Consider the following 13,574-nt stretch of genomic DNA (forward strand, 5'->3'; position numbering starts at 1 on the left):
GTCCTCCTGGGTATGTTTTTGTCGTTAAAAACATTGTACCGTAAAAGGACTGTTATATGGCCTTTTTACTTTTACACAATTATACGGACTTTATCTATTTTAAAATATACTATCTTACTTAATAGTTTATTCAAAGTATTTTAAATTTATGTTATATATAATTAAATTATCCTAATTATAAAAATGAAGACAATAAGATGCCCAAAAACGGACAACACTCTCTTCTTGTTTTAGAACATGGAGAAGATATTATAAAAGAGGTTACTCACTTTGCTCAACATTAACATATTAAATTTGATTCAGTGAGTGGTATCGGAGCTTGTGATGAGGTCGTGTTAAACTATTATAATTTGGAAACAAATGAATATGAAAAAAAGAAATAAATGAAACATTAGAATGAACAAGTTTATTAGGGAATATTTCTCGTATTGATAATTAACCATTTGCACATTTACATGGTACATTGGTTCTCAATATTTTGAGACGTTAAGTGGACATTTAACAAAAGCTGTGGTTTCAACAACAAGTGAAATTTTCATTACGATGACTGATTGTGATATCAATCGAACATTTGACTCGTAGACTAGACTCAACTGATTAAAATCGTAAAATTTCTTTTTCAATCAAGATTAGAAACCTCAATTCAACCGCTTCATTACAATATGTTATCACTTTTATTTAACATCATTGAGATTCTTTTCTTACAGATTACACATCTATTTTACAATTATTAATGCTTCTCTAACTTTAATTATTCTACCTTCTTTTTTCTTGATTACTTCGACTTTAACCTTTACTATAATAATTCAACTAAATCGTTAGAAAGTAGTGCATATTATGACTTCACGTTATATTGCAAGAATCTATTTTATTATTCTTTTTGTAATATCATTATTTGAAACGCGTGTATTTAACTTTGTAAGCTTAAATTTATTTTTAGCTTACATTCCACTTGAATTATGTTTCTTATTAGATTTATTTAAACCTAGAAAAAAGTTTGAATGGCCTATATTTATTATTTTTGCTCTTATTTTTATTTTATTAGTGCCCAATACATTTTACATGGTTACTGATCTTATTCATCTCAATCAGTTTACATTTGATTTTTACGTCCAACTTAATTTAATAGAATGGTTATACTTTACTTTCTTACTGCTAAGTGTATTTTTTGCGATTTATTGCATGGCTCTCATATTTGTTCATTTATCTCATTTCACTTCAAAGCTATGGTTAAATCGATGTTTATTAATAGCACTTATGTTTTTAAATGGTTTAGGAATATTTATGGGTAGATTTTTGAGATTTCATACTGTTCATTTAATTACCCGTCCATTTACTATTATCATAGAAGTCATTAGTGCCTTAAATGGTAGTAGTTTAATATTTATTTCATTAATGATGCTACTTCAATTTGTCATTTTATTATTCATTAAAGGGATAAGAATGGCACATTGATATATTTCTATTTAATACAGTCTATTCATGTAGAAAAATTTTATAAGACGTTTAGTTATGTATTTAAAAAAGCTAGGGGTGGAAGCATGAACTCAATTTGAACTCTGTTTCCTTTTCCCAGCTCTTTTTTTATATATTTTTAAATATTGTCATCACATGTTCGCGCGCAACTTTATGATCTACAATTGGTTCAGGATAATCTTTACCTAATTGTATTCCTTTTTTTACTAATTGTGTTTGATGTTGAAATGGGTGATGTAATAATTTTGCGGGCACATGATCGAATATAGGAATATATTTTTTGATATATAAAGCGTCTTTATCAAAACGTTCACTTTGTCTAATAGGATTAAACATCCTAAAATACGGCACAGCATCTGTCCCAATTGAAGCTGACCATTGCCAACCATGTATATTTGAAGCTGCATCATAATCGATTAATTTTTTTCTAAAATAATCTTCGCCCCAAGCCCAATCAATAAACAAATCTTTAGTTAAAAATTGAGAGACTACCATTCGCATGCGATTATGCATAAATCCTGTCTCATTTAATTCATTCATGGCAGCATCAATAATAGGAAAACCAGTTTGACCTTCACACCAGCGATTAAACTCTTCTTTGTTATATGACCATTGTATAGTACGATATTTTTCATTAAATGCTTCATGTGCAATATGAGGATATTGGGCCATAAGAACATAATAAAACTCACGAAACATTACTTCTCTAATAAAACTTTCGTAATTACTTTCATTTTCCTCATATCGTTCTAATAAATCTGTAATAATTTGTTTAATATCTATTAGACCATATGCTAGAACAATACTTAATTGACTAGTGAGTATTTCCGGAAGATACTCTCTATCCTTTTTATAGTTTTGAATACTATGATTTAAATAATCTTTCCAATTGTTTAACGCTTGATCTTCTGATTGTCCATCATGATGATAATCATTAGTTATCGTTTGTTGTGATTGGCTACATTTATTAGCGATATCACTTAATTGATATTGATACGGAGAATGCTGTCTAAGTTTTGAACGGTGTGCTTTATAAAAACTTGTAAATACTTTATATGGTTGTCCTTGCTGATTCATAGTGTTACTTGGCTTAAAATAATGATTAACGTTAATAGTTATTACGGGTATATCGTGATTTTTAAACGCTTGTTTTAAGTGGCGAATATCATATCTTTCTTGATGATAACTCATGATATCGCCAGCCATAACTATTTCTTTAATATCATGTTCAGTACAAAACATACCTAGTTCACTGTAATCGATGACATATGGCTCTATATGATGTTCTTTCAACTTATATAAAAATTTTTCTAAAGTGCCATAATAATAGTTTGCTTTTTTATCTGTACCTTTCTCTTCAAATGTTTCCTTAGGAATTATAAGATAGCATTTATCAAATGCATCTTTTTGTTGATTAATATATTCGAATAATGGATTATTATTTATTCTAAATACTCTATTGAGAATGACGCCAATATTCATATTTTCACTCCTAGACTGATGTTTGTTAATAATTTAACTACCCTATTTATCTTAAAATTAAAAGGAGTGACTATAGAATTCAATACAAATTCTAAAGTGACTCCTTTCACTTAATTTATATAATGTGATTAATACTTTTATTAACCAAATATTTCTCTATTAAGTCCAAAAACGTATAGTAAAGTAAAGAAAGTTGCTGCACTTAAAATAGTTAAAATTAGCGTTAATATGAGTGTACGTTTGTACTTATTAATAAATGCGATAAACAATATTCCTAAATTATAACCAAAGAACAATCCAAATAGTGCCATTGTGATTTTTATATTTGTAAAAAAGATATTTAACAATAGAATAATAATTGCAAAAATTAAATATGGGATTGTAATCCACTTAAACTCAAAGCGAATTTGTTTAGTGCGTTTATCTTCATTATGATTCATTAATATATCCTCCTTATTCTATTATAAATGATATATTTTTTTATTCTCATGACAAGACTATGACATATTTATTAGAAATTTAGAATACTCATAACCACTCCCATAACAATTAAGGAGTCATTTTAAGTAAATTGAATCATTTCTAACTGGTTTTTCAAACGTGTTGTATCAAGCATTTCACCAATAATAACAATAGTTAATGGAACTTCTCTATCAGTTATTCCATAAGTAGGTAATCCCATTGAAAATTGAAATTCGTATGTTGAATCCGACTGATCTTTAAATTTTACAAATCCTTTTAATCTGAATACTTCATCTGGCAAACGCATTATAAATTGGTAAAATAATTGTCGATCAATAGGAGAACTAAACGTATATTTCATAGATTGTACATTATGATGGTGGACATGAACATGCCTATTAATATCAGCAGCTTTATTTTTCACTACTACATCATCTAATTTACTATATGTAGTCACGTAAATCGTTGCTTTATTATTAATAGAAACCAATTGTTTTTTTATATTTTCTAATTCTACTTGGGTCACTAAATCCATTTTATTAAGAATAATTATATCACTATATTTAATTTGCTCTTTCATTAACTCATTCGTCTCTACCGTATATTTCATTCTATTATTAAATCTTAACGCATCAACAAGGCCTATTATTTTAGGAATTTCCACGTCATTAACTATTGTTGGATCTTGACACGCTGCAAAGACTTCTAAAGGATGTGCAATTCCAGTCGATTCAATAAGAATGTGTTGACTTTCACCTTCTTTAATAAGTGATTGTAATTGTAATACTAAATCATTATTTAAGTCACAACATACGCATCCATTGATTAATGATTTTACAGTAATATCTTCTTCGATAAGTAAACTATCAACGTCAAAAGAACCGAATTCATTCATAATAATTGTTATTTTCTCATCTTTTTTTAATAATTGGCTTATATAATTATTCAAAAGTGTAGTTTTACCACTTCCTAAAAAGCCACTAATTATTGTAATAGATATTTTTTGTTTTTTATTATTTATCATTTTAAAAACTCATTTCTATATAAAATGTATTTGAAATTAATATTATAAAAATGTACGTTAGATTACACTTGATTAAAATAGTGTTTTCTTCTAAAATTTAAGCATACTTTAATTTTAGCATGGCATTGAAATGAAGTGTGTGATAATTTATATTTTACACAACATAGACGAACTTTAATCCGAAATAAAGAGAAACGGATAAATGTCTGGAGGAGAACTTTAATGTCTGAACAACACAATTTAAAAGAGCAACTTTGTTTTAGTTTGTACAATGCACAAAGACAAGTAAATCGCTACTATTCAAACAAAGTCTTTAAAAAGTACAATCTTACTTACCCACAATTCTTAGTTTTAAGTATTTTATGGGAAGAATCCCCTGTAAATGTTAAGAAAGTAGTCACTGAATTAGCTTTAGATACAGGTACAGTATCACCCTTACTAAAAAGAATGGAGAACGTTGATTTAATTAAACGGGAACGTTCTGAAATTGACCAACGTGAAGTATTTATTCATCTTACTGAAAAAAGTGAAAATATTAAACCCGAATTAAGTGATGCATCTCAAAAAGTTGCCATCGCTTCTTCTTTGAGTAACGATGAAGTCCATGAACTTAATCGTCTATTAGGTAAAATTATTACTGCTTTTACCGAAAACAAATAATGTGACATGCTAGTACTAAACTAATTAAAGTTATTCATTTCAAAATGTAATTTATATATTTATCAATAGTAGAAAACCTGAGATCATTTTTTAAAGCTATCTCAGGTTTTTTATTTTATAATTTATTAATATGAATCATGCGATTTAAATAACCCTTATTTTGACTTAATGATACATAATCTCCGTACTCAACAACCTCACCTTCAACCATTACGATAATGGTATCGAAATATGGAAGTAAGTCTAAATCATGTGTAGCAACAACTAATGTTTCTGCTTGCTTGTTAATTTCTTTCATTACATTGGTCGTATTATCTTCATCAAGCGCTGTAGTTGGCTCATCTAATAGCCAAATGTTAGATGATTTTAAAAATAAACGTGCTAAAGATAAACGTTGAATTTCACCGCCAGATAAAGAAGTTCCATCTAAAGTCAATTGCGTGTTCAAATTTAAGTAACTTAAATTCAACATATTTAAAACATCGATTAAGTTTTCATCTTTTTGATTAGATAATAAATTTTCTCTAACAGTACCATCAAATATTTGTTGGGATTGTAATAACGCATTGATTTCATTATATCTATCGTTTTCATTAATTTGAGTAATAGATTGTCCGTATAACTCAACACGACCTTCTTCTATTTCATATAATCCACATAGCAGTTGCATTAACGTACTTTTCCCTGAACCAGAAGGTCCAATGATAGCTACTTTTTCACCTTTATGGATGGTTAAATTAATATCGTTTAATACTAATGTTTCTTGATTAAAATATTTAAATTTTAGATTAGAAATACTAAATACAGGTTCTTGTTTCGTCTGTACAGTTAACTTAGGTGTAGTGATCGAAGAATGAAACACCTCATTAATATCTGTTAACGCTTGATCTGTATCTGCTTTATAATAAGCAAAATTACTCATTGGAATAGCCTGTTCGAACAAAGTTAAAATCATTAATATCATACTCGTTACATATATAACATCTAAATATCCATGTTCAATTTGTACCACGGCTAAAGCTAAACTTAAAAAAATCGTTATAATAGAAATGAGATTCAATATATAATCATAAAATGTTAAAAAACGATTTTCTTTAGCTTGTAATCTATCATAGTATTCTAATGACTTAACGACTTTCTTTTTATATGCATCTTGTTGATTAAAAGTAATTAACTCTTGATAACCCGCTTTATAATCATAAAACTCACCTAACATTTTTTGTTCATGAGTAGTAACTTGTTGTTTAAGTATGCGTACACGCTTAGCACTTAGCCATGGTATAATCCATAAATAAAATAGCATACTTATGACAATTAAAATAGCATGAGCAATACTAAAATAAATTAATGCAACAGCAGCAATTAGCGCAGTTAAACCTATTACAAAAGGAGGATAATATACACGTAAATATATATTTTGTAGTGACTCTACTTTATTGACCATTCTTGAGATTAAATCGCTCGATCTAAATTTACGATAAATATTAGGCACTCTTGGAAAAAGTTGCTTTACAAACTGTACTCTTATATTCCTTAACATTGTAAATGTAGTTCGATGGGATAATAACCTTTCAACATATCGCGTCATAGCACGTAAAAATCCAAATAATTTTACAGAAACGACAAGTATCATCAATGCATAAATAGGCATGCCTAGTGCACTTTGAGTTACCATATATCCACTTAAAAAGAACATTGTAAGTGCTATTAGGCTTCCGGTAATGCTTACTAATATTGCTAAAAATAAATCTTTATCTAAATGAAATTTAATATGTGGTTTCATCTTTATTCACCACCTTATTTAATTGCGTAGAAATTCGATTATCATCTTTAATAAGATGACCTTCTTTTACATATAAACGTCGGGTTGCACGACGTATAGTCGAATTACGATGTGCGATTGTAATTGTGGTAGCATGCTTAAAGTTATGCTCTAATGTTTGTTGAACAACACGTTCAGTTTCAATATCTAAACCTGTAGTAGGCTCGTCAAATATTAGAATACTTGGACGTAGTAATAGTACTCTACAAAGTTCTATTCTTCTCATTTGACCACCAGATAACATTTCCCCACCTTCACCAATTACAGTGTGAATTCCTTTATTTAAGCTTAAAATCTTTTCTTTAAGTCCTACTGTTTCTAAAGTTTGTAAAATTTTTTCATCTGAAACCTCATTAAACATTGTAATATTATCTTTAACAGACGCTGAAAAAATATATGGCCGTTGGTTTAACATACCTATATCTGTAACTTCAGAATTAAATATAATGCGACCTTTTGTAGGTGTTATCATTTGCTGAATAAGATTCGCTAATGTGGATTTTCCAGCGCCACTTGGACCAACAATTGCAATTTTTTCTCCTTGATTGATCGAAAAAGTTATATCTTTTAAGGCATATAGAGTCGTATTAGGATATTGATAACTTACTTTATCGAAATAAATTTGATTTTGCTGATTCTGATTTATGGTAGGCGTGTTGATATTTGATTCTTCAACATTATTTAAAAAATCAAAAATAATATCACTTGCTCCTTCACTTTGTTTACCAGTATGGAAGGCTTGACCTAAATCTTTAATTGCATTGTAAAATTCTGGCGCTAAAATAATCGCAATTACAGCAATTTTAAAGTTGATATGGTGAAACACGACTAAACTTAACGTCGCTTCTAGTGCAATTAAACCAATACCTAACATACTTATAAACTCAAGCATAAGGCCAGATAGAAATGCACTTTTCAAAATTTTCATCGTTAAATCCCTAAAGCGTGTGCTCTCTTTATATATGCGATTTTCCGTCTCCGTTGTTCGTCTAAATAGTCTTAAAGTAATCAAACCTTTAGCTATATTTAAAAAGCGTTGGCTAAATTGATTTAAATACGTCATTTGTTCTTTAGATTCGTCTCGTGTTTTCAAGCCAAAAATAATATAAAATAATGGAATAAATGGTGCAGTAACCGCCATAATAATAGCAGTATTAAGATGTATAAAACACATTACAATAATAATGACGAAAGGTATGCACATAGATTTAAACACTTGTGGCAAGTAATTATTAAAAAAGGGTGTAATTCCATCTATAACTTCAGTTAAAATGTTTGTTTGTACGCCAATTGAAGCTTTAGACTTACTTGTTACTATTTTTTGACGAAGGTCATGTTTAACTTTGTAAGCTAAAATATCACCTAATCGTTGATTCAACATATTAAACGTTACTCTCAAAATTAATACGATTAAAATAGTAAATAACAATGGATAAATAGCTGAAACCTTGTGGTACAAGACTTGATTCAAAAACCCAGCAATTCCAATATTTTGAATCACTACACATATGGCTAACAATACACTAGTCATCCCCATAAAAATTGGAAATAATTTATATTTAAAGACTAAACTCATTAAATTTTTCAAATTTCTTCACCTAATGCTTTATTATAGAAGCTTGATCACAAATAATCATTTAATTGATTTCAAAGTTAAGTGACAATATTATGTCATTTCTTTGAATTAATTATCTTTCACACAATACAACAAAATAGTTTTTTTATTTCAAAACAACATGATATTATTATCATATCCACCGGTAATTATTAGTAAATTATTATTTCAATATGCTATGATAATAAAGTGAATTTTTTAAAATAAAACATTTAGCATAAATGAAAGTTCATTTTTTACATAAAAGAAAGAGGTTACTTATGATAATTATTGAATTTATTAAGGCGTTAATTTTAGGTATTGTAGAAGGTCTTACTGAATTTGCTCCTGTTTCATCTACAGGACATATGATTCTTGTAGATGATATGTGGTTACAATCGTCTCAATTTTTAGGTTCTCATTCAGCTTTTACTTTTAAAATTGTCATTCAACTCGGTTCTGTGTTTGCTGCTGCATGGGTGTTCCGTGAACGTTACTTCGAAATGTTACATATCGGAAAATACAAACATGTTGCTCATAGTGAGGGAATGCGTTCTAAACCTCGCCGATTGAACTTACTCCATGTATTAGTAGGTATGATTCCAGCTGGAATTTTAGGTGTTCTTTTTGATGACTTTATTGAAGCGCATTTATTTAGTGTACCCACTGTAATGATTGGTTTATTCATTGGTGCTATTTATATGATTATTGCTGATAAATACAGTACTAAAGTAAAGCACCCGCAAACAGTCGATCAAATTAATTATTTCCAAGCATTTGTCATTGGTATTTCTCAAGCAGTTGCAATGTGGCCTGGTTTCAGTAGATCTGGATCAACAATTTCTACTGGGGTATTAATGAAACTCAATCATAAATCTGCTTCTGATTTCACGTTTATTATGGCAGTCCCAATTATGTTAGCTGCAAGTGCATTATCATTACTTAAAAATTATCAATATATTGATCTTGCACATGTCCCATTTTATATTATTGGATTCTTAGCAGCATTTATTGTCGGTTTAATTGCAATTAAAACGTTCTTACATTTAATTAATAAAGTGAAGTTAGTACCATTTGCGATTTATCGAATCGTACTAGTTATTTTCATTGCTATTCTTTATTTCGGATTCGGTATTGGTAAAGGTATTTAATGATATCACACTAAAATTCTTTTTGAATTTTAGTGTTTTTTTATAAAAATTTTAGATAACTATTTTAATCTAGTGCAATCGTTTGAATTCCTGTATCATAGGGTAATGAAAGAGAAAGAAAATTTTATGGGGGCAACGAGTATGGACAAAAAACAAGTTATTAAAACAGCAATTAACGTGTTACCGATATTTATCGTACCACTAGTTGTAGAACGTAAAAAAATTAAGTCTCATCCAGATGTTCAAAAAGCTTCGCATGCAACTTCACATGCTACACATACGGTAGCAAATAAGGCATCTAGTGTTAAAGATTACTTTGGTGATAAAAAACAAGAGTTCGATAATAAGCGTGAACTCAAAAAAATTGCTAAAGAAAATGATCCTAAATATATTAAGAAAAAAGGATCAAAATTAGCTAAAAAGAACCATAAACAATCTTCTAAATTAGAGAAAAAACTTCAAAAAAATATTGATAAACGTCATAAAGAAGAAGAAAAAATTCAAAAACATAATGAAAAACAGCGAATTAAAGAAATGAAGAAATATGATAACTATAATGCTGACAGTATTATTACTCAAGATAAAGCGTTACATTCAGAAAAGGTTACAAATAAATAATGACAACCATATTTGTTGATGGTGATGCTTGTCCAGTCGTTAATGAAATTATTGATTTAACAGCTGAGACAGGCTTTTTTGTTACGATTTTACGGAGCTTTAGTCATTTTTCTCATTCTCATTATCCAAGTCATGTAAATATACTATACGTTGACGATGGACCAGATGCAGTTGATTACAAAATTATACAACTTGTAACAACGAGTGATATTGTGATTACTCAAGACTATGGATTAGCTAGTTTATTACTAAAGAAAGCTAGAATTATAATGCATCATAAAGGATTTATCTATAACGAAAATAATATGGATATATTACTTCAACAGCGTTATAATAATGCACAAATTAGAAAACAAGGTGGACGTCATAAAGGACCCTCCCCTTTTTCAAAAGCAGACCGACAGCATTTTTGTGATGTTTTTCAAACCTTACTTAATCAATTAATGGAGGATACAAAATGAAACGTATAGCAGTATATTGTGGAGCAAGTAAAGGGAATAATCCCATTTATATTAAAGAAGCGTATCAATTAGGAAAATATATGGCTGAACAAGGTTATGAACTCATTTTTGGAGCTGGTTCAGTAGGTATCATGGGCGCTATTCAAGACGGCGTACTAGATTACGGAGGCCATGCAATTGGAGTCATGCCTAAAATGTTAGATGAACGTGAAATTACTAGTCAAAAAGTAAGTGAGCTCATTCTTGTAGACTCAATGCACGAACGCAAAGAAAAAATGACTGAATTAGCAGATGCTTTTGTTATGGCACCAGGAGGAGCTGGTTCTCTTGAAGAATTTTTCGAAATGTATAGCTGGGCACAAATTGGTATACATCAAAAACCAATCGGCATCTTTAATTTAAATGGATTCTTTAATCCGCTTCAAACTTTGATTGATCATATGATTGAAGAAGGTTTTATCGATAAAAAATATAAAGCGTTAGCACCTTTATATGACACTAAAGAGGCTCTAATTGATGGATTACTTAATTATAAATCTCTTGGTGTTAGAACCTATGATTGATTAATACTATAAAAAAGATGGGCCAACGAATTCTTTTTGAATTCGTTGGCTCATCCTGGTTTCGGCACCCAAATGTAGAGACTTTCGTGTTGAGTGTTTCTATATTTAGGTTTAGGATTAGCAATAAATTTGTTTTTTATCGTCACATTTTTTATGTAGCCCATGACTTTTAATATGCTAAAAAACCTCTGGGGTTTCTATCTATTTTCTAGTCTTTATTAATATTTATATGTTTAACTTTTTTTGATATCTTACATGTCTTTTAAGTGGATGATATTTACTTAGTTCAGGTAGTTCAAAATAATCAAATAATGACATTCCAATTTTTTCCATTACTTTTCGAGAGGCCAAATTCCCCTCAGCTGTAAGACTAAATACTTCTTCTATGCCTTTTTCTTTTGCATACTCTAAAACAGCCATAGCACCTTCAGTAGCAATACCATTCCCCCATACTTCAGGGATAAGTCGCCATCCAATTTCATATATAGGTAAATTTTCAAAAGGATATTTACTATCTTTTGGTAAGTAGTTTAACCCTATATACCCTAACCATGCTCCTGTCTCTTTAAGCTCAACAGCAAACAGCCCAATTCCTTTTTCCTTTAAAATGTCATCCATTTGTTGCATATCTAATTCTGAACGTCTATAACTTAATAGACTTGGAAAATAGCGTCTTACCTGAGGATTTGCATTCATTTTTTGAAAAGATAATAAATCTTTTTCTTCCCAATCACGCAATCTCAATCTTTCTGTTTCTATATAAACAACCATTTATCCACACTCCATTACCCAAATACAATTATGAAAAAAGTGTGACATGGAGTATATAACCATAACACACTTCGTTTCGTTCATTTTGATTAAAAGATTATTAATTTTTTGAAATATAACTTATTAATTCGATATGTACTGGAATCTCTTTTAACTTATTACGTTGATTTTTAGGTGCTACAAATGTTGCATCGATATAATCATTACGATGATTAAGTTTGAAAGTAGCTACAAATGTATCACTTTCTGATTCAAAATTTGGCAAGTGTGCCACAACACGTTTAATGTCTCCAGTTGAATGAGTTACTGTACGTCCAGTAATATTTTCAATCTCTTTACCTAATTCTGGAAGTGTAATGTCACGTCCCTCTAAGATTTGAAAATCATGTTCATGCATAGTTATCTCTCCCATACTATAAATTATGTGCTAAATTTTATTATTATATTTTTAAACTTTATTTTCAAATATATGAATATTATATTCAAAATGTATTTAAATACTATTACCCTTCTTATTCTATCACCAAACCTGCAGCCTTTTAAAACCTATATTAGTTACTCTTTGTAGACGAACTAGAACTTGTATTATTATTTGATTGTTCACTATTTGAGTCACTACTTTGTTCTTCAGTACTACTAGAACTTTCATTTGATAAATTCGTTTGATTTGAGTTATCCTTTTTGGATTTTTCAGTTTCTTGTTTAACTGATTCTTTGGCAACAGAACTATCTACTTCTTTTTGTAACTTTTCTCGTTGCGCATTGAGCTTTTCTTTTTGTTTCTCTAGATTATTTTTTTCATTTTTTAAATCTTTATTTTCTTTTTCTAGCTGTTTAATATCATTTTCTAAAGATACTTTTTCTTCACTTTTACCACATGCTGACAATATTAAAGTCGCAAATAGTAAAAGTACAATCCACTTCTTCATATATTTCTCCTTTAAATATGTATCAATAACACTTATTTTAACATGAAATGTGGCTTGATTCATTTTATTATTTTAAGTCTTTTCGCATTTGTTTATTATTGGCCTCCACTGTACTTTCGATAGAATGAGCATCTTTTTCTATCGCCCATTGTTCTAATGTCAGTTTTAAATTAGTAGCTATCCCACTGTTTAGAAAACGAGGGTGTGTATATAACATTTCAATCGTTACCACTTTCGTACTCGTTTCAAATTGATCTCAAGTGAAAGCAAAAGGTTCTCTAAAATCATGGTTTGACTCAATAACATAAATAATATCTTGGTTCATTTTTAATCTTCTCTCAAACATTTCTTGTCTTAATGCTATAGAAAGTGTTGTAGCATGATAATTTAATTCACTTTTTTCTAAGTAATATTCATGAATACGTGCAATATTCTCAATTAATTGATAATCAGTCATTGAAAGAATTCTCATTTTATATTCTCCCTATTTATACATTATATTCTTTACATAACTATGATATGATTATTCATATTTAATATGTAATAATCAACTTTTAAAAT

The 13,574-nt window shown here is 29.1% G+C and carries 15 protein-coding genes and 2 pseudogenes; 7 read left to right on the plus strand and 10 right to left on the minus strand.

Annotated elements, in window-relative coordinates; translation table 11 throughout:
• Nucleotides 1-197: 197 nt before the first annotated feature.
• Together BDW25_RS11060 and BDW25_RS07840 are read left to right on the plus strand one after the other, a co-directional pair.
• Nucleotides 198-582: pseudogene (locus BDW25_RS11060) on the plus strand (PPC domain-containing DNA-binding protein).
• Nucleotides 583-837: 255 nt separating this feature from the next.
• Nucleotides 838-1,455: a DUF1361 domain-containing protein gene (locus tag BDW25_RS07840; RefSeq protein WP_002449567.1), complete on the plus strand. Its 618-nt coding sequence runs from the start codon at nt 838-840 to the stop codon at nt 1,453-1,455.
• 129 nt (nt 1,456-1,584) lie between these two features.
• On the opposite strand, the gene BDW25_RS07845 is transcribed toward BDW25_RS07840, so the two are convergent.
• From BDW25_RS07845 to BDW25_RS07855, 3 genes are all read right to left on the minus strand, one after another.
• Nucleotides 1,585-2,958, minus strand: a complete 1,374-nt coding sequence (locus tag BDW25_RS07845) for a cryptochrome/photolyase family protein (RefSeq protein ID WP_002455645.1) — start codon at nt 2,956-2,958, stop codon at nt 1,585-1,587.
• Nucleotides 2,959-3,098: 140 nt separating this feature from the next.
• Nucleotides 3,099-3,398 (minus strand): hypothetical protein, encoded by a 300-nt coding sequence (locus BDW25_RS07850; protein WP_002449572.1) that lies wholly within the window; start codon nt 3,396-3,398, stop codon nt 3,099-3,101.
• Between the two features lie 122 nt (nt 3,399-3,520).
• Complete coding sequence (locus BDW25_RS07855) at nt 3,521-4,444, minus strand: CobW family GTP-binding protein (protein WP_002455646.1); 924 nt, start codon at nt 4,442-4,444, stop codon at nt 3,521-3,523.
• A 222-nt stretch (nt 4,445-4,666) separates the two neighbouring features.
• Here BDW25_RS07855 and mgrA point away from each other — a divergent pair, with 222 nt between their 5' ends.
• Nucleotides 4,667-5,104, plus strand: coding sequence for a global transcriptional regulator MgrA (gene mgrA / locus BDW25_RS07860; protein WP_002449577.1), 438 nt, complete (start codon nt 4,667-4,669; stop codon nt 5,102-5,104).
• Between the two features lie 115 nt (nt 5,105-5,219).
• On the opposite strand, the gene BDW25_RS07865 is transcribed toward mgrA, so the two are convergent.
• Together BDW25_RS07865 and BDW25_RS07870 are read right to left on the minus strand one after the other, a co-directional pair.
• Nucleotides 5,220-6,887, minus strand: a complete 1,668-nt coding sequence (locus tag BDW25_RS07865; protein ID WP_064207277.1) for an amino acid ABC transporter ATP-binding/permease protein — start codon at nt 6,885-6,887, stop codon at nt 5,220-5,222.
• Entirely contained in the window at nt 6,871-8,514 is a 1,644-nt protein-coding gene (locus tag BDW25_RS07870; protein ID WP_107632460.1) for an ABC transporter ATP-binding protein/permease, read from the minus strand. Before BDW25_RS07870 ends, BDW25_RS07865 begins: the two co-directional genes overlap by 17 nt.
• Nucleotides 8,515-8,801: 287 nt before the next feature.
• Between BDW25_RS07870 and BDW25_RS07875 the strand changes: the two genes are divergently transcribed.
• The 4 genes and pseudogenes from BDW25_RS07875 (at nt 8,802) to BDW25_RS07890 (ending at nt 11,313) form a co-directional block, all read left to right on the plus strand.
• Nucleotides 8,802-9,671, plus strand: a complete 870-nt coding sequence (locus BDW25_RS07875) for an undecaprenyl-diphosphate phosphatase (RefSeq protein WP_002455649.1) — start codon at nt 8,802-8,804, stop codon at nt 9,669-9,671.
• A 141-nt stretch (nt 9,672-9,812) separates the two neighbouring features.
• Nucleotides 9,813-10,265 (plus strand): annotated as a pseudogene (locus tag BDW25_RS07880) (hypothetical protein); the annotation flags it as partial.
• A gap of 23 nt (nt 10,266-10,288) precedes the next feature.
• Nucleotides 10,289-10,750 carry a YaiI/YqxD family protein gene (locus tag BDW25_RS07885; RefSeq protein WP_107632461.1) on the plus strand — a complete coding sequence of 154 codons (462 nt, stop codon included), beginning with the start codon at nt 10,289-10,291 and terminating at the stop codon, nt 10,748-10,750.
• Nucleotides 10,747-11,313, plus strand: a complete 567-nt coding sequence (locus tag BDW25_RS07890; protein WP_107632462.1) for an LOG family protein — start codon at nt 10,747-10,749, stop codon at nt 11,311-11,313. The genes BDW25_RS07885 and BDW25_RS07890 overlap by 4 nt, the downstream gene beginning before the upstream one ends.
• A gap of 225 nt (nt 11,314-11,538) precedes the next feature.
• Here the strand turns inward: BDW25_RS07890 and BDW25_RS07895 are convergent, their stop codons facing one another.
• The 5 genes from BDW25_RS07895 to BDW25_RS11070 all read right to left on the minus strand — a co-directional run bounded on the left by BDW25_RS07895 (nt 11,539) and on the right by BDW25_RS11070 (nt 13,485).
• Nucleotides 11,539-12,084, minus strand: a complete 546-nt coding sequence (locus BDW25_RS07895; protein ID WP_002449584.1) for a GNAT family N-acetyltransferase — start codon at nt 12,082-12,084, stop codon at nt 11,539-11,541.
• Nucleotides 12,085-12,184: 100 nt separating this feature from the next.
• On the minus strand, nt 12,185-12,481 hold the full coding sequence (locus BDW25_RS07900; protein ID WP_002449559.1) for a hypothetical protein: 297 nt from the start codon (nt 12,479-12,481) through the stop codon (nt 12,185-12,187).
• A gap of 154 nt (nt 12,482-12,635) precedes the next feature.
• On the minus strand, nt 12,636-13,013 hold the full coding sequence (locus BDW25_RS07905; protein WP_133945344.1) for an SA0632 family lipoprotein: 378 nt from the start codon (nt 13,011-13,013) through the stop codon (nt 12,636-12,638).
• A gap of 67 nt (nt 13,014-13,080) precedes the next feature.
• Nucleotides 13,081-13,245: a GNAT family N-acetyltransferase gene (locus BDW25_RS11065; RefSeq protein WP_243830617.1), complete on the minus strand. Its 165-nt coding sequence runs from the start codon at nt 13,243-13,245 to the stop codon at nt 13,081-13,083.
• Nucleotides 13,246-13,269: 24 nt separating this feature from the next.
• On the minus strand, nt 13,270-13,485 hold the full coding sequence (locus tag BDW25_RS11070; protein WP_243830618.1) for a hypothetical protein: 216 nt from the start codon (nt 13,483-13,485) through the stop codon (nt 13,270-13,272).
• Nucleotides 13,486-13,574: the final 89 nt, after the last annotated feature.

The organism is Staphylococcus sp. AtDRG32 (assembly GCF_004365845.1).
In the GTDB taxonomy this organism is placed as follows: domain Bacteria; phylum Bacillota; class Bacilli; order Staphylococcales; family Staphylococcaceae; genus Staphylococcus; species Staphylococcus hominis.

Coding starts and splice junctions, on each gene's coding strand:
- BDW25_RS07875 (WP_002455649.1), top strand. CDS start 8,802: ATGATAATTATTGAATTTATTAAGGCGTTAATTTTAGGTATTGTAGAA.
- BDW25_RS07850 (WP_002449572.1), bottom strand. CDS start 3,398: ATGAATCATAATGAAGATAAACGCACTAAACAAATTCGCTTTGAGTTT.
- BDW25_RS07885 (WP_107632461.1), top strand. CDS start 10,289: ATGACAACCATATTTGTTGATGGTGATGCTTGTCCAGTCGTTAATGAA.
- BDW25_RS07905 (WP_133945344.1), bottom strand. CDS start 13,013: ATGAAGAAGTGGATTGTACTTTTACTATTTGCGACTTTAATATTGTCA.
- BDW25_RS07855 (WP_002455646.1), bottom strand. CDS start 4,444: ATGATAAATAATAAAAAACAAAAAATATCTATTACAATAATTAGTGGC.
- mgrA (WP_002449577.1), top strand. CDS start 4,667: ATGTCTGAACAACACAATTTAAAAGAGCAACTTTGTTTTAGTTTGTAC.
- BDW25_RS07840 (WP_002449567.1), top strand. CDS start 838: ATGACTTCACGTTATATTGCAAGAATCTATTTTATTATTCTTTTTGTA.
- BDW25_RS07900 (WP_002449559.1), bottom strand. CDS start 12,481: ATGCATGAACATGATTTTCAAATCTTAGAGGGACGTGACATTACACTT.
- BDW25_RS07890 (WP_107632462.1), top strand. CDS start 10,747: ATGAAACGTATAGCAGTATATTGTGGAGCAAGTAAAGGGAATAATCCC.
- BDW25_RS11070 (WP_243830618.1), bottom strand. CDS start 13,485: ATGAGAATTCTTTCAATGACTGATTATCAATTAATTGAGAATATTGCA.
- BDW25_RS07845 (WP_002455645.1), bottom strand. CDS start 2,958: ATGAATATTGGCGTCATTCTCAATAGAGTATTTAGAATAAATAATAAT.
- BDW25_RS07895 (WP_002449584.1), bottom strand. CDS start 12,084: ATGGTTGTTTATATAGAAACAGAAAGATTGAGATTGCGTGATTGGGAA.
- BDW25_RS07865 (WP_064207277.1), bottom strand. CDS start 6,887: ATGAAACCACATATTAAATTTCATTTAGATAAAGATTTATTTTTAGCA.